The 17,124-nt window shown below is 53.2% G+C and carries 16 protein-coding genes and 2 pseudogenes; 10 read left to right on the top strand and 8 right to left on the bottom strand.

The genetic code is table 11. The features are described 5' to 3' along the window. Nucleotides 1–534: 534 nt before the first annotated feature. The 3 genes from N8H74_RS20015 (at nucleotide 535) to N8H74_RS20005 (ending at nucleotide 6,140) form a co-directional block, all read left to right on the top strand. On the top strand, nucleotides 535–5,004 hold the full coding sequence (locus N8H74_RS20015) for an ATP-binding protein (RefSeq protein ID WP_262149715.1): 4,470 nt from the start codon (nucleotides 535–537) through the stop codon (nucleotides 5,002–5,004). Nucleotides 5,005–5,328: 324 nt separating this feature from the next. After that, complete coding sequence (locus N8H74_RS20010; RefSeq protein WP_262149713.1) at nucleotides 5,329–5,634, top strand: hypothetical protein; 306 nt, start codon at nucleotides 5,329–5,331, stop codon at nucleotides 5,632–5,634. Then, on the top strand, nucleotides 5,634–6,140 hold the full coding sequence (locus tag N8H74_RS20005) for a hypothetical protein (RefSeq protein WP_262149711.1): 507 nt from the start codon (nucleotides 5,634–5,636) through the stop codon (nucleotides 6,138–6,140). The genes N8H74_RS20010 and N8H74_RS20005 overlap by 1 nt, the downstream gene beginning before the upstream one ends. A 59-nt stretch (nucleotides 6,141–6,199) precedes the next feature. Here N8H74_RS20005 and N8H74_RS20000 read toward each other — a convergent pair whose 3' ends face one another. The 4 genes and pseudogenes from N8H74_RS20000 to N8H74_RS19985 form a co-directional block, all read right to left on the bottom strand. After that, the gene (locus N8H74_RS20000) at nucleotides 6,200–7,138 is read right to left on the bottom strand and encodes a hypothetical protein (RefSeq protein WP_262149709.1); all 939 of its coding nucleotides are present in this window, start codon (nucleotides 7,136–7,138) and stop codon (nucleotides 6,200–6,202) included. A gap of 120 nt (nucleotides 7,139–7,258) precedes the next feature. Continuing rightward, a complete protein-coding gene (locus tag N8H74_RS19995) occupies nucleotides 7,259–7,315 on the bottom strand; it encodes a hypothetical protein (protein WP_262149777.1) in 57 nt (18 codons plus the stop codon). A 20-nt stretch (nucleotides 7,316–7,335) separates the two neighbouring features. Continuing rightward, nucleotides 7,336–7,629 (bottom strand): annotated as a pseudogene (locus N8H74_RS19990) (DNA polymerase V subunit UmuC); the annotation flags it as partial. Then, nucleotides 7,616–7,932, bottom strand: a pseudogene (locus N8H74_RS19985) (S24 family peptidase). The pseudogenes N8H74_RS19990 and N8H74_RS19985, both read right to left, overlap by 14 nt. 544 nt (nucleotides 7,933–8,476) lie before the next feature. Between N8H74_RS19985 and N8H74_RS19980 the strand changes: the two are divergent. The 5 genes from N8H74_RS19980 to N8H74_RS19960 all read left to right on the top strand — a co-directional run bounded on the left by N8H74_RS19980 (nucleotide 8,477) and on the right by N8H74_RS19960 (nucleotide 12,470). Next, nucleotides 8,477–9,307, top strand: a complete 831-nt coding sequence (locus tag N8H74_RS19980) for a hypothetical protein (protein ID WP_262149707.1) — start codon at nucleotides 8,477–8,479, stop codon at nucleotides 9,305–9,307. Between the two features lie 69 nt (nucleotides 9,308–9,376). After that, nucleotides 9,377–9,511, top strand: a complete 135-nt coding sequence (locus N8H74_RS19975; protein ID WP_081322808.1) for a type II toxin-antitoxin system Phd/YefM family antitoxin — start codon at nucleotides 9,377–9,379, stop codon at nucleotides 9,509–9,511. Between the two features lie 406 nt (nucleotides 9,512–9,917). Then, entirely contained in the window at nucleotides 9,918–10,187 is a 270-nt protein-coding gene (locus N8H74_RS19970; protein WP_262149704.1) for a hypothetical protein, read from the top strand. A 19-nt stretch (nucleotides 10,188–10,206) separates the two neighbouring features. Continuing rightward, a complete protein-coding gene (locus N8H74_RS19965; RefSeq protein ID WP_262149703.1) occupies nucleotides 10,207–11,604 on the top strand; it encodes a hypothetical protein in 1,398 nt (465 codons plus the stop codon). Nucleotides 11,605–11,663: 59 nt separating this feature from the next. Next, nucleotides 11,664–12,470 carry a DUF4238 domain-containing protein gene (locus N8H74_RS19960; protein WP_262149701.1) on the top strand — a complete coding sequence of 269 codons (807 nt, stop codon included), beginning with the start codon at nucleotides 11,664–11,666 and terminating at the stop codon, nucleotides 12,468–12,470. 64 nt (nucleotides 12,471–12,534) lie between these two features. Here the strand turns inward: N8H74_RS19960 and N8H74_RS19955 are convergent, their stop codons facing one another. Beyond that, complete coding sequence (locus N8H74_RS19955) at nucleotides 12,535–13,452, bottom strand: CAAX protease (protein ID WP_262149698.1); 918 nt, start codon at nucleotides 13,450–13,452, stop codon at nucleotides 12,535–12,537. A gap of 328 nt (nucleotides 13,453–13,780) precedes the next feature. On the opposite strand from N8H74_RS19955, the gene N8H74_RS19950 reads away from it, so the two are divergent. Continuing rightward, nucleotides 13,781–14,353, top strand: coding sequence for a hypothetical protein (locus N8H74_RS19950; RefSeq protein ID WP_262149696.1), 573 nt, complete (start codon nucleotides 13,781–13,783; stop codon nucleotides 14,351–14,353). Nucleotides 14,354–14,460: 107 nt separating this feature from the next. On the opposite strand, the gene N8H74_RS19945 is transcribed toward N8H74_RS19950, so the two are convergent. The 3 genes from N8H74_RS19945 to N8H74_RS19935 form a co-directional block, all read right to left on the bottom strand. Further along, nucleotides 14,461–15,459: a DUF4238 domain-containing protein gene (locus tag N8H74_RS19945; protein ID WP_262149694.1), complete on the bottom strand. Its 999-nt coding sequence runs from the start codon at nucleotides 15,457–15,459 to the stop codon at nucleotides 14,461–14,463. Nucleotides 15,460–15,560: 101 nt separating this feature from the next. After that, nucleotides 15,561–15,770 (bottom strand): hypothetical protein, encoded by a 210-nt coding sequence (locus tag N8H74_RS19940; RefSeq protein WP_262149692.1) that lies wholly within the window; start codon nucleotides 15,768–15,770, stop codon nucleotides 15,561–15,563. Beyond that, complete coding sequence (locus tag N8H74_RS19935; protein ID WP_262149690.1) at nucleotides 15,770–16,156, bottom strand: hypothetical protein; 387 nt, start codon at nucleotides 16,154–16,156, stop codon at nucleotides 15,770–15,772. Before N8H74_RS19935 ends, N8H74_RS19940 begins: the two co-directional genes overlap by 1 nt. Before the next feature lie 411 nt (nucleotides 16,157–16,567). Between N8H74_RS19935 and N8H74_RS19930 the strand changes: the two genes are divergently transcribed. Continuing rightward, nucleotides 16,568–17,008 (top strand): 3'-5' exoribonuclease, encoded by a 441-nt coding sequence (locus N8H74_RS19930; RefSeq protein WP_262149688.1) that lies wholly within the window; start codon nucleotides 16,568–16,570, stop codon nucleotides 17,006–17,008. Nucleotides 17,009–17,124 lie beyond the last annotated feature (116 nt).

Here is a 17,124-nt window from a genome sequence, read left to right as displayed (position 1 = left end):
CCCAGGCATCGAGAAGCACCTGTGGGCGACAGTACAAGTCATGCATCAGGGGCGTGTGTTGAGCTGGTTTCTTGGCGGCGCTGCAGCGATCAGGCCGCGATCCGTTACGTGTGCCTGCAGGCACTTGATGGCCGTGGGTTCAGCGTTGCGTCTACACGCTATTTTTCGGCTGGGGATTCTGATTTATCAGGGCATGATGAGCAGCACCGGGTAGCTCGGCAATTGATGGAAGTGAGCAGCGAACTGCCATTGGGGTGGCACCCTTCAGTTGAAGCAGCGCTAGAGGCTCACGACAGAGCCATCTGAGCCTTGGGGATTGGGCGCGCTCGCAGGGCCTGCTGGCGTGAACCGAGCCCAGGCGGAGGCCCAGTCTGGGCACTTCGGGCGTCCATTGGGCACACTACTCATGCGATTCAAAACTTCCCTCACCGGCCTCGCTACCATCAATGGTCAAGCACTGCGCCCTCCTGCCAAAACGGATAGACTCGTTTCAAGGCAATGTGCCACCCACCGAATTTGGCTACGGATAACCGCATGGATTACACACGTATCAGGGGCAAGGACTCAGGTAAGCACCTAGCCTTCGAGGAACTCGTTTGCCAGTTAGCTCGACGTGAGCCTCAGGTCGCTGGCGCTGAGTTCAGGCGAGTGAACGGTTCAGGTGGGGATGGTGGTATAGAGGCCTACTGGGTGCTGCCAGGCGGCGCTGAGATTGGCTACCAAGCCAAATACTATCTGAAGTCTAGTGAGATCAACTGGACAAACTTGGATGACTCTGTGCGGCAGGCGCTCAAGACTCATCCCAACCTCACTGCGTATATCGTGGCATTACCCTGCGACTTGACCGATAGAACGGGCAAGCAGGTCAACGGTAAAACTGGCTGGGATAACTGGACAGCTAGAAAGGCCAAATGGGAGGCGCTAGTACCGGATGGGCGATGTGTGCAATTCGTGCCCTGGACGGCATTTGAGTTGACTGATCGGCTGATTCAGCCTTCTGCTGAAGGGCTAAGAAGATATTGGTTCGGGGATGTTGAGTTTTCCGCCCAATGGTTCGCTGATAACTTAGAGATCGCGGTCACATCTCTGGAAGAAAGGTATCATTCCGATGATCATGTTGAAGTTTCATCGGAGCGGCTATTCAAGGTAAAGCTTCGAAGTTTCGAAATAATTCAAGAGGTCAGCGACATTTTTGGAGCGATCTCGTCTGCAGGTGGCATTGGTGATGGTCAAGCCAAGGTGGGCGAGACCGAGCAAGAGTCTATTGAATTTATTGAAAACGGTATAGGGAGATTACTTCAGTTTCAGTCGCGCTTTGATGATGATCCATGGCGCGCATGGCCTGTTAGAGATACGTTAGAAGTAACAGATCAAGTCCTCGATGCAGTAAATCAACTCAATATTCGTTTTTGGCGCACCAGTCGAGATGACTCACATAGAGAGTCGAAGCTTGAGGCCTTAGCAAGCGCCATCAGAGCATTGCGAGGTTTCCTCAGGAGACGAGATGTCGCGTCCGAGACAAAAAAAAGCATACTTTTGTACGGGAAAGCCGGAAGTGGCAAGTCGCATTTATTAGGCCGTATTGCTGAGGAAGCAATTAACACTGGTGCTTCTGCTATTTTGATTCTAGGGCAACAGCTCACTAAAGATGATATATGGAATCAAATAATGCGGCGGGTTGGTGTCACAGACGCGACTCCTGATACGTTCCTTCAGGCGCTCAGCGCGTCCGCTGAAGCCTCGAAACGTCGCGGTTTGATCTTGATCGACGCTATAAATGAAGGGCCAGGATATAAACTCTGGCGGCATGAGCTAGCCGGGTTCATCGCAAGGGTGGAAAAATTTCCAAACTTGGTCGTTGTCTTCAGCTGCAGGACGGAATACAAGGCCTATGTTGTACCTGAGTCGGTCGAGCAATGGGTTTCAGCAGTCGAGGTTCGTGGGTTTGTAACATCTTACGAACAGGCTAGAGCTGCAAGGATGTACCTCGGTAAACGAGGGATTTCGCAGCCAGATACTCCATGGCTAGCAGTAGAGTTCGTCAACCCGTTGTTTCTGAGGAGTGCATGTATAGCACTCAAGAAAGCAAATCAAAAGTGGTTCCCGAAAGGTCTAATCGGAACTAGGAAGGTATTTTCCTTCTATATTGAAAATATTGCAAAGAATCTAGGAGCTGGTCGCGATGGTAGCGATGATCTCGTTAAGCCCACTTTTGCAACCTTGACAGCTGTCGCTTCATTGATGGCAGCAAACCGTTCGGATTTTATCGAGAGGGGTTTAGCGACAAAAATCGCGGCTGATAAATTTTCAGCTTTTCCTGCTCCAAATGAAGTTAGCTGGTTCGATATTCTTACTAGAAACGGGCTATTTAGGTTGGATCCTCATCCTGACTTCCCTGATCCCGATGATTTTGACAATCCTGACGAGGTTGTCCGCTTTAGCTTTCAGAGGTTGCAGGATTACTTGATGGCAGCTGCTTTGCTGGCCGCGATTGAAGACCCTGTGCATGCTTTGGCCGAGGGAATTCTGGAGTTTGTTCATGATGGCGAAGGACTGGACTGGGAGTGGAACGGGCTGACCCAAGCACTCTCGGTGCAGTTACCCGAACGGTTTGGAATTGAGCTCATCGATGCTTTGCCAGGTGAGCTGGACATTTGGATCAATGACGAGCCTGCGAGAGATGCATTCATTGAAAGCCTGCGATGGCGAAGTAATGAAGCTTTCAATGAACGCACACGGGAGATCTATGAAACCTTCCTGGATTTCGATGAGGATTACTTTGAGATCCTGATCCAAGTGAGCGCGAGCGCAGGCCATCCTTGGAATGCATTGGCTCTGCATCAGACTCTGTCCAGCCTCACCATGCCAGAGCGCGATGCATTCTGGACGCGCAAGGTGAACTCGCTCGCCACAGACGATGACAGTGTTACTCAGCGACTTATCGAATGGTGTGCTTTTGAGCAAAGTGAACACACATCCTCTGATATTCAATACCTGTCTGCTCTCACGATGGCTTGGTTAACCACAAGTACCTACCGTGAAATTAGAGACAAAGCAACCAAAGCGCTATCCTCCTTGATGCGGCATAACATTGGCCTCTACGAGAAGCTCTGTGGAGATTTTGCAGATGTCGATGATTTATACGTCCATGAGCGAATTCACTCTGCGGCGTATGGGGCATGTTGCGTAGATCCTGACCGACGTCGTGTTCGTATTTTTTCCAGGGTTGCGTACCAAACAGTATTTGATCGTGATCGCGTACCTGCATCCATCCTGCTACGCGATTCCGCCTTGGGCATTGTCCATCTAGCGCAATATCAGGATGCCCTAGATGATGTAATAGATCTTTCAAAAGTAATGCCGCCTTATAAATCAAACCCCATCCTTTTAGCGGTCACTGAAGAGGAGCTCAAGGCTGTAGCTAAAAAAGCTGGCGGCTCTGAAATTCTTTCTTCATGTGGAGAGTGGGGCGGGGATTTCGGTGATTATGAAATCCGACCGCGTGTTACTTCTTTTGTTGATGTCCTATTGTCTGCTTCAGAACCGCTTACTAATGATGAGCGATATGATTTATTTATAGAGGAGGTGATAAGCTGCTCAGAGGATCGAGTCAGGTGCTTCAAGCTATTGCAAGATACTAAGCCAAATCGATTCAGAGATCTCAGGGCACGTCGTAGCCAACAGGAAATAAAGGAAGCAGCTGCGACCTTTAAACAGGTTGAGAGCTTACTTTTATTTAATCTAAATGAGGATGAAAAGCGTAGATACTTTGAAGAGTTCAGGGTGAGTTTTGACACCAACCAGGACGAGCCAGAAAGGGTGACTCACATCGATGTTCCCTCCGCTCAGCGCTGGATTGCCAAGCGAGCCTATGATTATGGCTGGACGAAAAAGCTGTTCCCTGATGATCGAAGTTATCATCATAACCATGGTCGTGAACGACCAGCCGGTGAGCGAATCGGCAAAAAGTACCAATGGCTCGCGCTTGATGAATTGCTGTGCAGTCTTGCGGACAACTATTGGATGGCTGAGAAAAAGAGTCACGGTTCTCGTCGGTACACTGGCCCTCTCGATATAGGCTTTCATAGAGACATTGATCCTACCATTCTGCTATCCGAAGAGTCTGAACCCAATTTGGGTGACCAAATTGAACACCATAAGATTCACCTGCAGCCAGTTGCTGAGCCCGAAGTGGGTAAGTGGCCCTTCTGGGAAGACCCCTCGACATGCATGCCCAACTACATCACCCGGTCGGATCTTGCGGGGAAGAGCTGGGTCGTCCTGCATGAACATCGTTCGGTGTCAGATCGTTATGACGACGACAGTAGGCGGCAGCATGGCTTAAGAACCCAGGAGTGGCGCTTCCTGCTTCCGGTTATCGTCAAAAAGCAGGACTCGGATGCACTAAGGGGCTTTATAAGGAAGCAGGAAAACATTCGGGTGGATGAATGGTCGACTCGAAACGCCACAGATGATGGCTACCTGTTAGAGGCCCCATGGCGATCAACCTGGGCTCAGTTTCAGTGGGAAACGCAGCATTTCAGCGAGTCAGCCGAGATTGCCGTGGCATTCCCATGCTTCCGTTATCACTGGGAGTCCCACTTGGATGCCTCTATGCCTGAAGGTGCTCATGCGCTTTTGCCCGCACCCTGGCTCGCGCATCGTCTGGGCCTGAGGCCCATGAGTGACAACCGCAATGCTTATGTGGATAGCGCTGGGGCAGTTCGTTTTGTGTGTGGTAGGAGCCCCGGTGACGGTTCGTATGCATTCATTGACCAAGAGCTCTTCCAGGCTTTCCTTGATGAGGACGGGCTCGACTACATTTGGGTATTTGTCGCAGAACGTGCTGCGTGGCCAGGTGGTGAAAATGAGCATGCTTCTCGCCGACGTTCAGAGGGTGTGATCTGGATTGAAGAAGGCAAGCTACACATGGATCACAGGAACGATGACTGGGCCCGGGGAGCATCTGAACGATTTTTACCTGGCTCTGACTTCGCGGACTGAGCATCTTCACTACCCTGCCAAGGGCAGGCCCTCGATTGGCCTGTCCTGACAGACCCATTCGTTCAAGCGCACCACACCTTCGAAGCTGAGCTGTCGGGCGCCTGAGCTTTTGGCTCACATTCAGGCTTCACGCACCTAACCCTGCTAAAGGCTATTGCGTTAGTCATGGTGCATTCAACGCGTGCCGCAGATGCTGGCATTCCAGCATGACTAGCGGTATAAAGCATGCCCTGATCGGAGGCCGGAGCACTCTGTTACCGTCGAAGCTCGCTTAGGGGCGCCCTCCAGAACGGCGCATCTAGGGTATCTCAAGGAGATCTGTCAATGGCGTCACAAAGTGATAAAGCTAGAGAGTATTTTAACTGGTTACTTGAGGCAAAAAACTTAGGCCCCGTTTTCGAAAAGATTGAGCGTGACCTAAATCAGCTGGTTTACACCTCAAATCGGCAGAGAATTGAAAGAAAAACTAAGCTCGACATTCTTGATGAGCTCGAGCAGCTTGTTAGGCAAGAGCCTAGCCTTGAAGATAATAATAAATATGTAATTTCCGAGTCTATTCGCGGCACTGCAGCTTCGAATAATAGCGATGTTCTTGATGTCATCAGTGCGATGAAAAAGCGAGCAGGTTGATGGAAATTAAATTGAGTGATGTAATTGCCGCTATTAGCATGATTGTTTCTGTGGGTGCTGTGTACTTTGCGAGGGCTTCTAGTAAGAATGCAAATTTAATTGCACAAGAAAATCTGAATTTGCAGAGCGCCATGGTTGAAACAGGCATCAGTCAATCAATTGAGGGGGCGAAAGCAAAAATAAATGAAGTGTCTGTGGTTATGGTTCCTCTAGTTGTGAAGGAAAATGCTGATAATATCTCAATTGAGGAAGCCGCTAACCTCGTGCTATTCAGAAAAATCATGGCATCTGCTGAGCAGTCCCTTGTGAATCATTACGATTTCGCCTGTTCAAAGTACATTGATGGCAAAGTTGACAAGATTCGATTTAAAAAGTCATATAGGACTGAAATTAGACAGCTTGTGGAGAGTCAGGATTTCCAGGAGCATTTCAATCCTGTTACGAGCACGTATAAACCAATTCTAATGGTTTACAAGGAGTGGGAGGATCTTGAAAGTCAGTCGTAATTGAATTTTCTTCGCTGTTTGGGCTTTCGAGTCTCGTAATTGCCAGTTTTGTTTGTTTATTATAATTTTCCGCAATAGCGTAAAATTTTGGATTTTATGTTTTTATACTTGCTGTTATTTATGGTGTCTTTTTCGGTAAATCCAGACAGCCAGCTTTCATACTCCTCATCTTTTGGTATCATTCCTTCCTCTGTCCCCTTTGACCAGTCTGCGCTTGTAATAGACGGGGCCGCGCCGCCAAATATCTCTTTATGTTTTTTAGCCAGCCGAGCGCCATGTTTCTCCAGGTCTTGGAATAGTTTTACTCCAAAGAATATCGAGCTATCTGTGTGAAGAGCTAGCGCCTCAATATAACCGCCACACTCACCATTACACTGATCTGGTGCATATGGAATGCCGAAATACATGTGGTGTGCTTGTGCGCCAGGCGGCAAGTCGCCAACCTTGATTCGCTCCATAAAGTCATTCCGCTTTGATATTCTGTAGTTTAGACTTTCCAAAGCTTCAGCCAGCGTTGATAGTGCAGCCAATGCCCGTCCTGTCGCAGAAAGCTTACCCATCACAATATCTTTAAGTGCTCCTATAGGAGGGGTTAACTCTTGAAGTGAAAGAAAGTTGGCTTGTAGCTCAAATGGGGCCTGGGGGATGCCGACTCTATTGTTGGCCTTGTAAGTCTCAAATCGCTGACAGTCATTGTCATACGAATCTTTTAACGGCTTGATGTGCTGTTTTTTTAAGGCGTAAGAGACGTTGACTACAGATGCAGTGACTACTAAGGCAGAGTTTACTGCTCGTATTTCCTTTTTGAGCTCATCTCGGAGCTTGCTTCGCTCAGCGTTGCGCTGTGCTGCCCATGCACCGAAATAAGCCCCAGCAAGAGCACCGAAGACCGTCACAAAAAAAGACGAGTCACCGAGATTTTGAATACTCTCAAACCTGGCCAGCCAGGGGGTTGTGCTCCAAAATACGCCACCTACTGGCTCCCACAGATCTGTCATTTTTTACTCCAACTCTGACTAACTTATTGTGGCGATAGTAGCGGTAGCCACTAAAATCGGGCAAATCAAATTCATAGCCTTCAGCAACTGGCGTACTTAAGCAATCTGTGATCGCCCCTTTTACCGACAGTACACCGTCCAGAGTTCGTCCATTTTGGTCGTGAAGCTTTGGCTCATCATCTCCCGTCGCATGCCCCAGGCACCATTGACTCGATAACGGTCATGACGCGTTGGGACATGTCGCCGTACAGCTCGTAATTGGACGAGCACGCCACTATGCCGTGCTTGCGGAGCTTGTCCTTGATCTGAAAAAAGGGCTCACCCATTTTGATCCAGGGCTTGGCGCCAGCTGAGCGAGCGATTACACAGCCGTCGTTGTTGCTCAGGACGACGACGGACTTGTGCCGCAGGTCGAGCCGGAATACTCGCTCACAGCTGGCGTAGAAGCTGTTGCAATCGATGAGGACAAAGACGCGGTCAGAGCTTTGCATGGCTGCGCACGCTGTAGGTCACAACACCCCAGATCTCAAGCTCTTCACCTTCCAGCAAGTACCTAGAGGGGTAGCGTGGTTTTTCAGACCGTAGCACCACTTGACTGCCCTCACGAGCGAGGCGCTTACACAGTGGCTCACAGTTCACCACCGCGATCACGATGTGGCCTGGCTCTGGCGGCACGGAGCGGTCGACCAAGACGAGGTCACCAGAGTAGATGCCGGCTCCAATCATGCTGTCACCATCGACCTGACGAGGTAGATATGCGGTGCTCGAATGTCGAACAGCTCGTCGAGGGAAATTCATTTCTCCATGTGGTCTGCAGCAGGGGAGGGAAAGCCTGCAGGTACTTGAAATGAGTACAGAGGGAGCTCTGTGGTACTGGGATCGAGTGGGCCAAGGATGGTGAACATGACGATATGTGTCTAACTGTATATGCATACAGTTAAGCGTTTCATGGGAGGTTGGTCAATCCAATCCGAGGTGCAGGAGATGGCCGGCGTCAGCGTCGTGAAAGATTGCGCGTTTGGACGTGCCCCCGGCGGGGTACGGCTGTCGTGAACCAAACCCCGGCTTCGCCCGGTTTTGGCCCTGTCGGGCGTCCATCCACACGCCTCTGGCCCCTCCCTGGGTCGGCGCGCTCCGCCTGCGTGGACTATTGCGGAGCGAATTTGCCTGACCTATGATCAGGGGCAGGCGGTGATGGTCGCCTGGCGCCTGTTTCGCGAAGCAATAGCCCATCGTAGATACACCCTTTCGTTTTACATCGGCATGTCCCTAACCAGGCGCTGCCCGGTGAACAGGCAATCGGTAACCAAAGCGTCGAATGGTTTTGGAGACTTTGCTATGTCCGATTTTTCCCCTCTCAGCATCATCAAATCGCAAGCCAAGCAGCATGCTCGTGAACACGACATGAAGCTTTCTGCTGCCCAAGAAGCGCTTGCGCGTCAGGCAGGGTTCGAGGAGTACCACGAGCTCGTTGTCGTCGCCCGGCGAAACCCCACGGATCCTCGGCTGATGCTCGCCGCCTTTGGCGTGCGTGACTTCAAGGACGCCCTCCACGAGGACGATGTGTTCTCCGAGCTGGATCAAGAGCTGGAGGATCTGCTTTCCGGCCCCATGGCCGAGACCAACGCCAACGAGTTCGCTATCGACGAATACGAGGTAGAGTCAGCCGCCTATGACGATGCGACTGGTGTGCTTAGGTTGGACATGTCAATCACCTGGAAAGGTAAGCAGGATCCTGATCGGGTCTACTACGGTACGGCTTTCTTCCTCCAGGCGGAGATTGATCTGATTCGGCGGGATGGCAAGTGGTCGCTCGGGGAAGACGGTGTTTCCATCACCGGCAGCGAAACGGATGCAGACCGTGATCGCAGGACTGAATGGGAGTACATGGCGCAGCAGCAGGCCCCCGAAGCCGAGGAGAACCGTCCCCGGAGTAGCATGGCGCAAGCGCTGGCGAGTGAGCTCCGGATATCCCTGGAGGATGCCGAGCTTCTGGCAGATGCCGAAGTTACCGCGCACACCTCTGATGACGGGATGATCTACAGCTACTCTGTGGACGTTGAGTCGTATGCCGAGGGAGCTTTGCGGGATGATCTGCTGGCCCGCTTCGGCACCTTGGAGTTCGAGCTGGACGTCAACTTCTTCGACGACATCCATCCTGAAATGTGAGTGAACTGGGGGTGGCGGCTGAAGAGCTGACCACCTTCAACTCCGTTCTGCGAGAGTGAGGGCTTCAGAATGCAGGTGATCAGCGCAACGCAGGCGAGGCGGCGTTTCCGGAGGATCATGAAGCTCCTCCAGCAGGGGCACTCGTTTGTGATCACCAAGAACGGCAAGCCGGCCTGTAGACTTGTGCCGCCCGAGGTTCCGTGACATGCGCACGGTGTGGGGAAAAATCCGCAAAGAAATCCGAAAAAACCAGGAGACTTCCTCGCTGTAAGCCAGGCGTGGCGAGGGCTCTAGGGATTTCTTGAATCCGCAAGCTTGCTGGCTCGGCCCTGCGGGCACAGCTGTCGTGAACCAAACCCCGGCTGCGCCCGGTTTTGGCCCTGCGGGCTTCCATCCTCAAGCCTCTGGCCCTTCGTGGGCCGGCGCGCTCCGCTTGCGCTTTGCCCACAAATCTCAGGGTAGCAAGCTTCCAGAACGGCTGTGGCGCAAGGGCTGAGGCAGCACTCGAATCATGCGAAAAAATTAAATCGGATTCCTTGAGCGAAGGCGAATGGCGGTTTGGACGACACTGGCGTCGCAATTCCAACCAACCGAAACGCCGAGGTAATTCATGTTCAAGAAAACCCTTTCCTTTGCCTGGACAGCAGGTAGCGACTCCTATCATCTCCAGCAAGCGCGCCAGAGCCACTCGGAGCCCGAGTACCTGAACGCCCTTGCTCAGGCGATCCAGGATGTGAAGCCGGGCACCTGCTTCCGTGACGCCATGCGCCAAGCCATCACGGTGGATGAGTACACTGTGGGCGTGCTCGGCGGCCAGGAGCTGGGCAAGCGCACTCGAGCAATCCTCGAAGCGCAATCTGAAGCGATTCCTGCCTTCTAACAAAATCCGGTGAAGACCAATGCATGACAAGGGAGCCCAGAAGCTCGCTGATGGAGAGCTGGCTCGGAAGAGCCGCGCTATCCAGAGCCTCAAAGAAATTCTTGGCCTTGATGAGGGCGCCTACCAGGCGTACCTCGACAGCCTGAATGAAGCTGAGCGAGCGACCTACGAAACTGAGCTTAAAGCGTACATCGAGACATGCACGATTATGTCCGGTGAATACTTGCAGTGGTCGAGCCAACTGCTGCTTGTCGCTCCAGAGGGCGTGGAGTCAGAGAGTAGCTACCAGTCGAGCCTGATAGCTCCGATGGGCGCCGTCCTGCTGAACGCCCTGGAGAAGAACAATGCCATAGCGGTTCCGCAGCATCTTCGTGACGCAGCGGCCCAAATTGAGAGGCTGGCGGACGCCAAACGCCGGTTCCTCACTGAGCTATATGGGCGCTTGCGTGACGATGAAAGGCAGAGCTATGGCGACTTGCTGGAAGCCTGCGATCCCCTGCTCTGCTCGATGCCAGACCTCAAACTTTATGAGACACACCAAAGGCTCATTCTGGCATGGAAATTCCTATCACAACTTCTGATCAAGCCTCTGGACGGTGTGCCTGATAACGAGATCGAAGCTGCTGCCAACAAGGCACATAAACGTATTACCGAGCTTTCCAGCAACGCCCTACGCCCCCTGCTTGAGGCTGCAGCAACCACGACAAAGGACTCGCTCTCTGCAAGGCTGCTGCTGGCCAGCATGGTGAATCGCTCTCACTGGGAAATTCTCGAGTACGAGCGCTTGGAGCAGATAGCCACCCAGAGCCTTTCTAGGCTAACCCGTGGCCTTAAACAGAAAGGGAACCGCCGCATTCCTGCTTACCTTGAAAAAGCAGACTTCAAAGACTGGCTGTTAATGCAACTCTCACAGGACAGGTTCCCCGGCGAAGAAGCCTGGCGCACCCTGAAACGACAGCACCTGGAGCGCTTCTACTTCCAAGCCACCTGGGTACTCGATTGGGAAAAGCTGAACGGCGTGGAGCACAGCGTGAAGGAAGGCGCCCTACTCAACATGTGCGCGCTGCACTTTGCTTGGAGCTACTGCACCCGCGAAAAGCATGACCTCAGAGTGCCAGACGTCAAAGATGTCGACCTCGTGAATGGGCGCGAGATCGAGACCGATGAGCAGGTGCCTTTGACCCGCATCATGTACCAACAGCGGCAGCTAAATACGATGCTCTTGAGCTACCAACATTTCGAGCTCAACCCACAAAAACTGGAGGCGTACACTAGGTGCAACAGGGATGGCCGACGTCAACAAATGCAGTTCATCCGCTCGAATCTACACAACCTTTCCCTGTCGCAGTGGAAAAGCCTTACCAGCGACGCATGGGAGGTACTCGATAACCTGTTGCAAAAGCATGGCGCGCTTTAATCACAATGCGGCGGGCGAATAGCTACACGTCGACTCCGAAAAAATAATGGGCCCCTAGCATGTACCAAAAAGACCACTCTCCTCACCAAGCTCCCAGCGAAACATTTGATGAAAACGGCAATCTCGTCAGAAACCCGAACAGAATCACGGTCAATCAGCACGTAATTCCCCAAGCCCACCTGAAAGAATGGCTGGGAGATGAGAACCTCCTCACCATCCACAAAAAGGGGGGTGGCGACCCCATAGCACGCTCGCCCAAGAGCGCCTTTGTAGTTGCTAGGCTATGGGATCAGCCTGCCGAGCAGGGAATGATCAAGTCGACCGAAGACAATTACTTAAAGCAGATAGATGGTTTCCGTAGGAGCGGGAGCATCGAGAGATCTCCCATCGTCACCGAGTATTTCGTCATGTTGGCAGCACGGGCTTACTGCGTAGCCAAAGAAAGGCCGCTCTACGACTCGATCATGGAGCCGCCGCCATGCATACCCTCGCAAGCACAGCTTGAAAAAGATGAGATTGAGCAGGTAAATGACACCGTCCGAATCTTCAATGGAACTGGTGACCCACATGCTACAGCCCGCATGGTTGTGGGTGTGGCGCTCACACAGTTCTTCATCAGGGGGCGCGAGCTGCTGAAGGACACTGTATGGGTGCCTTTCACGACGACAGGGGAGAAATTCATTCTGCCCGATTCGAACGTAGCCCTGTACGAAAAGCGCTTCATGGCACTGCCCGTGAGCCCGGAGCTTGTGCTGCTTGACGAGAAGCTGCTCGCCAAGCTCCAAGAGGCCGGCCAACTTACACCGGAGTACCTCAACAAGCGCTTCCTGGAGTCTTCGGTGCGCTACTACGTTGCCCCCAAGTGACCCCGTAGGCCCTATACGCTTCGCCCGCAGCCAGAGCAGGTACGCTCTGGCTGCTCTCAGTGCATTAGGCAGGATGGAGGGTGTATACCTGCTTGCGCCTCCCATACACCGCAATCTGAACCACTTCATTCCCGGAACTGGCAGCCTCGGCGACCTTGAGAAGCTTGGCCATGCTGTTGACCGTGCTGGTCTTGCACTGGTATTTGAAGCGCTCGATCTCGGCGACAGAACAGGCCCGATAGGCAGTACGGATCACGCCGCTTTTCTCAAGAAGGTCAATTTTCTCTGGCGAGATCCAGGAAATCATCTCGGTGATTTTGCCGATCTTCTCGTGCAGGTGGGTCACCGCCTGCTGCTCATTAGCGACACCGAACCGCTTCCAGGCGGGCTCGTGATGGAACACGCGATTACGGAAGTTTCGGACAAGTGAGACGCGATCCTTGCAGTGAAGCAGCATGTTCGCGCTGGTAGGCCACGTGCCTCTGAACACCTGACCCAGGTTCTTCGGCCAAATCAGGTTGTTCCCCATGTACTCGTTCTCCAGGATGAACTCCCAGGTCGAGAATTCGGTTTTGGAGACGATTTCATGATGGTCTGGTACGCCCTTGAACTGCTTACCGGTGCGCTTCGAGCGCTCCCGCTGGGCGGCAGAGAAAGCGGACGAAAAATTCTTGGCCAGGTGCTCCACAGGGTATGGGCCTTGGGCGATGCCAGGAACGAAGCTCTTGTACTGCAGTACCCCCTTTTTCCACCAAAATTTGCCAAGATCTGCAGTCAGAGCCGTATCGACCGCGTTTCTGAGAGTGACCTCTGCTGCGCTCAGAAGAGGGTAAAGGGCGGAGCAAACGTGCGAGTTCCACAGGTAGGCCCCCACCAGCTCGGCGTCATTACTGGTCGAAAATACCTTGCTGTAGCTGGCGATTCGGTTAGAGCTGATGAGCTGGTCGATCAGCTGGGGTCTATACTGGACAGTGTGCGGCATGCTCGGCTTCCTTTCAGCGAGGCGCCTGTATAAAGGGGGGTTGACATGGGTGTCAACCACTCATAAGATTCACGCACAGGTTGGCACTGAGCTCCAATGAGCGAAAGCTTACGACTCTTTGCAAAGACCACGAAACACCCGCCCCGGCCTCGAGCCGGGGTTTTCGTTTCTGGGATACACATCACCTCGTTCTCTCTCACATCTCCTACCTCCTCCTGGCCATTTACGCCCCTCCCGCTGGCCTCCTCGTGACGTCCATTCCCTGAGCATCAGCCGCTGCGCTACCATCGAGAACTACCCGTTCAGCCAGCTTCCAGGGAGGGAACACATGCCGAGCGTTTGGTCGAAGCTGCCAGAGATCATTTGCGCCTGGATTGGTCTGGCAATCGGCCTGTTCCTGATGCCGATATTCTTCCTGCCTGCCTTCCTGTTCGGCTGGATCATGTGGGACTGGGCTTCGCCGGCAGCGATCTACTCGTTCATCTACGACAAGACCTTCATAACCGCCGCTGGGGTAGCCCTGCTGTTGCTCCTGATCTGGACGGAGGGGTTCAAGGCATCGCTGGATGAGGCACCTGCTCTGGCCAAATTCCAGTACGAGACGCCGAACCCTGGTTGGCTATGGCGCTACTACCTTCGCCGGAACAAGGATCTCATCGAGGCCTACTGGCGCGTCTACAACTTCGAGGTGAAGGAAGACTCGCTTGCGGTGTACCTACAGCAGTACATGCCCGAGGTGTATCGGCGCCACACCCAGGCGATGTCTTTCTTCCATGAGTGGTTGACGCTTCAGCATGTCAGCGGCCATTACCGGAGCGGCCACGTTCGATACACGCGTAACAGGCCGGTGAATGTGAGGTCGCACTACGTGAACGATCACTCGAGATCAAGACGTCGTTGACGGGCGCATGAACATCAAGAGGTCGAGATGCAGGTGCTCAGCTCAACGCCGGCGGGCAGACGCACGGTGAACATGGTGATTTGAATCCGCGTGAACTCGGCACGAGTTCAGACTGAGTCATCTTTAAAAGGTATCCACTTTGGCTTGGCTACTCGTGATCCAAAAACGAATCTACCTATTGATACTGTCTGGGTGCCACTCTCCAGCAAGGAGCGGTCGAACACCGGAGACAGCGCACTATGCGCCTGAATAATTTCCTCCTGTCCTAGACTTTGGGCAATGACAGCTCCATAGCCAAAGCGACAGGTTTGGGTGTTTACATAATTCACCCATTCAACGCCTGGTATCTCTCCATGCAAGAGCCCCTGCGTGCAGTAGTCCTCTCGGTATTCTTTAGTACCAAACAACATCATGTTGGGACTGATGGGGAACTGGATCGCTATTGGCCCGTCAGGGGAAATGGTATAGGGATTCTGGCTTTCCATTGGGATTGATGGGTCGTACCAAACGACTGGATTGTCGCTTGTGAGAAACGGCAGGGCTGAAGTGTTATGAATAATGGCAAAACCAACAGTATCAAAAAGCTCCCCGATTTTTTTTATAAGGCCAGGCATCGCATGAATGCTTTGATGAGGATCTATGGACACCTCGACCTTGTCGAGGATGTCTTCGAAGCCTTGGGGTGGTGGTGGAAGCTTTCCGTTCCTCACCAGAGCTTTCATCGTGTCCTTAACGGTTGCCGCCAACCCCGCCTCAAAAGCATCTCGCGCCGCAGGCACTCGAGCCCGCTGTAACGCAACAAACTGGATGAAGGGTTCAATGTCATCATTTATGGACTCTTTCCTAGCCAACCTTTCAACGAGGGCCGGCCATGCGGACTCTACTTCACAAAAGATATCCTCAAGGGTGTTATTGTCCTGGCCGCCTTCGGGCAGCGGTTGCGAATAATAATAGCGCTCAAATTGCGTTGTATCAGGTTTGGCAGGGAGCGCCCGCCCAGGGTTGTCTTTACGATAAACGAAAACTTGGCCCCCCTGATTCGTGAACGCTTTGAGATACGCTTTGGGGACAAAGTGATGGCGTTTTTTTTGCTGAGTTGAATTCACTGCTCACCTAGAGACAAGAAAGAAAACGATGCTCACCGAATGCTACCCAGCACAGGTTGGTCGAAAAACCATGCAGCTTCACACAGGGTGACCTGCAGAGATTACTGTACTGTCTCCCCAAGCGTGCCGGCCTTGTGCAACTGGTAGTCGATGACGGTTTGATACAGGTGCTCAGCCTCGAGGCGGAGCCTTTCAATCTCCCCTGCTGGTCGCCCCTCCTCCACCGCTTTCTGGTGGGCCCGGACGGCTTGGAGAGCCTGCTGCAAGAGCGGCTCGCCGGCCTCTGCCATGCCCAGGATCGTTCTCTTCATCACGACCTCTTACTGCGATGGGCACTCAGGTGCTCAAGCTCCTGGTGCCACACGGCCACGAACTTCTCGAAATCGCGCAGATAGGGCCCCTCTGCCAGGCGGGTAGAGCCAGCACTTGCCGCTTGGAAGCGCTGCAGCCATGGCTCGGGGATGCTGTCCTCGACGACCAGCTGAACGCCGTTGTGGAGCTTCGTGGTGACGACATCGACGAGCTCCTGGGCCGGGAGCTGATCACCGCCCACGACTCCCAGCAGGGCCTGGTCAACCTCCTCAAGTTCAGCCAGCAACGTTTCAGCGCGAGCGTCTCCGGGCTGCAGGTCGGCAAGCGCCCACAGGGCTCTGCGCCTCGCGATCTCCAGGCTCCGCAGTCGATGATCAATCGTCACATCACTTCTCCATGCCGCAGGTGGGCATCACAAGCCAAGTTCGACTTCTAACTGCGATCCCCTCATAGCTCGCGTGAGCTCATCTCTCGGCAGTCTTTCCAGAATCCCATCGGCGAGGTCGCTTGCATGCCGGGCGTACAACGTGACAACTCCAGGTATAGGCATGCGATCTGGAACGAAGGCCCCGACTCGCAGCTGGGCAATTTTCAGTATATTCACGACAGGTGCAGGTAGCGTGTCGGTGGATAGGTGCTCGACGGTTGGCCGGGAGGGCGTGCTGGCACCGTCCCACAGCTCTACAATCGTTTCCAACAGCTTTTCTGGGCCAAGATACGCCAAGGCGATTTCCCAGAGGCAGCCTTCCTAAGACAGCTTCAGGCGGGCCCTAGTCATAGCAGAGGTTCCAATTACGTGAGGCTCTTTCTAGATTGTGAATTCAGCCAGCTCACCGCCCAGGCGAAGCTGATCTCTCTGGCTCTGGTCGGCCAGGATGGCCGGGAATTCTACGTTGAAGTGGTCGACGCTTGGCGAGAAGAAGACTGCAGTGAGTTCGTGAAGGAGATTGTGCTGCCACAGCTCTGGGGCGGTGAGTACGCCATGCCGATTATTGAGGCCAGAGCAGCGCTCCTGCGGTTCCTGGCAACCTACGACGAAGAGCTCGAGGTTGTCACAGACGCACCTATATACGACTGGGAGCTGTTTTGCGAGCTCGCCTATGACGATGGAAAGTGGCCTAGGAATGTCAGGAATTTCCCCACTGATGCCACGACTTTGCCAGCGATGAATGATGGGGAAGAACTGCCTCACCACGCCCTGATGGACGCCAGAATCATCGCCAGCATGTTCAGCTAAAGGACGCATCCTGACTGGTGAGAGGGCCGGCCTCAGCTTGGGGCAGTTTGGAAATCTTTTGCAATCAGCTTGCAAGCCAATTAATAGCAATATGCCACACCCCACCTACGCTTAAT

It is taken from the genome of Pseudomonas sp. B2M1-30 (genome assembly GCF_025447575.1).
In the GTDB taxonomy this organism is placed as follows: Bacteria; Pseudomonadota; Gammaproteobacteria; order Pseudomonadales; family Pseudomonadaceae; genus Aquipseudomonas; species Aquipseudomonas botevensis.
The sequence above is the reverse complement of the archived record's forward strand: the minus strand, read 5'-3'. Positions and strand labels throughout refer to the sequence as shown.

Coding starts and splice junctions, on each gene's coding strand:
- N8H74_RS20015 (WP_262149715.1), top strand. CDS start 535: ATGGATTACACACGTATCAGGGGCAAGGACTCAGGTAAGCACCTAGCC.
- N8H74_RS20010 (WP_262149713.1), top strand. CDS start 5,329: ATGGCGTCACAAAGTGATAAAGCTAGAGAGTATTTTAACTGGTTACTT.
- N8H74_RS20005 (WP_262149711.1), top strand. CDS start 5,634: ATGGAAATTAAATTGAGTGATGTAATTGCCGCTATTAGCATGATTGTT.
- N8H74_RS20000 (WP_262149709.1), bottom strand. CDS start 7,138: ATGACAGATCTGTGGGAGCCAGTAGGTGGCGTATTTTGGAGCACAACC.
- N8H74_RS19980 (WP_262149707.1), top strand. CDS start 8,477: ATGTCCGATTTTTCCCCTCTCAGCATCATCAAATCGCAAGCCAAGCAG.
- N8H74_RS19975 (WP_081322808.1), top strand. CDS start 9,377: ATGCAGGTGATCAGCGCAACGCAGGCGAGGCGGCGTTTCCGGAGGATC.
- N8H74_RS19970 (WP_262149704.1), top strand. CDS start 9,918: ATGTTCAAGAAAACCCTTTCCTTTGCCTGGACAGCAGGTAGCGACTCC.
- N8H74_RS19965 (WP_262149703.1), top strand. CDS start 10,207: ATGCATGACAAGGGAGCCCAGAAGCTCGCTGATGGAGAGCTGGCTCGG.
- N8H74_RS19960 (WP_262149701.1), top strand. CDS start 11,664: ATGTACCAAAAAGACCACTCTCCTCACCAAGCTCCCAGCGAAACATTT.
- N8H74_RS19955 (WP_262149698.1), bottom strand. CDS start 13,452: ATGCCGCACACTGTCCAGTATAGACCCCAGCTGATCGACCAGCTCATC.
- N8H74_RS19950 (WP_262149696.1), top strand. CDS start 13,781: ATGCCGAGCGTTTGGTCGAAGCTGCCAGAGATCATTTGCGCCTGGATT.
- N8H74_RS19940 (WP_262149692.1), bottom strand. CDS start 15,770: ATGAAGAGAACGATCCTGGGCATGGCAGAGGCCGGCGAGCCGCTCTTG.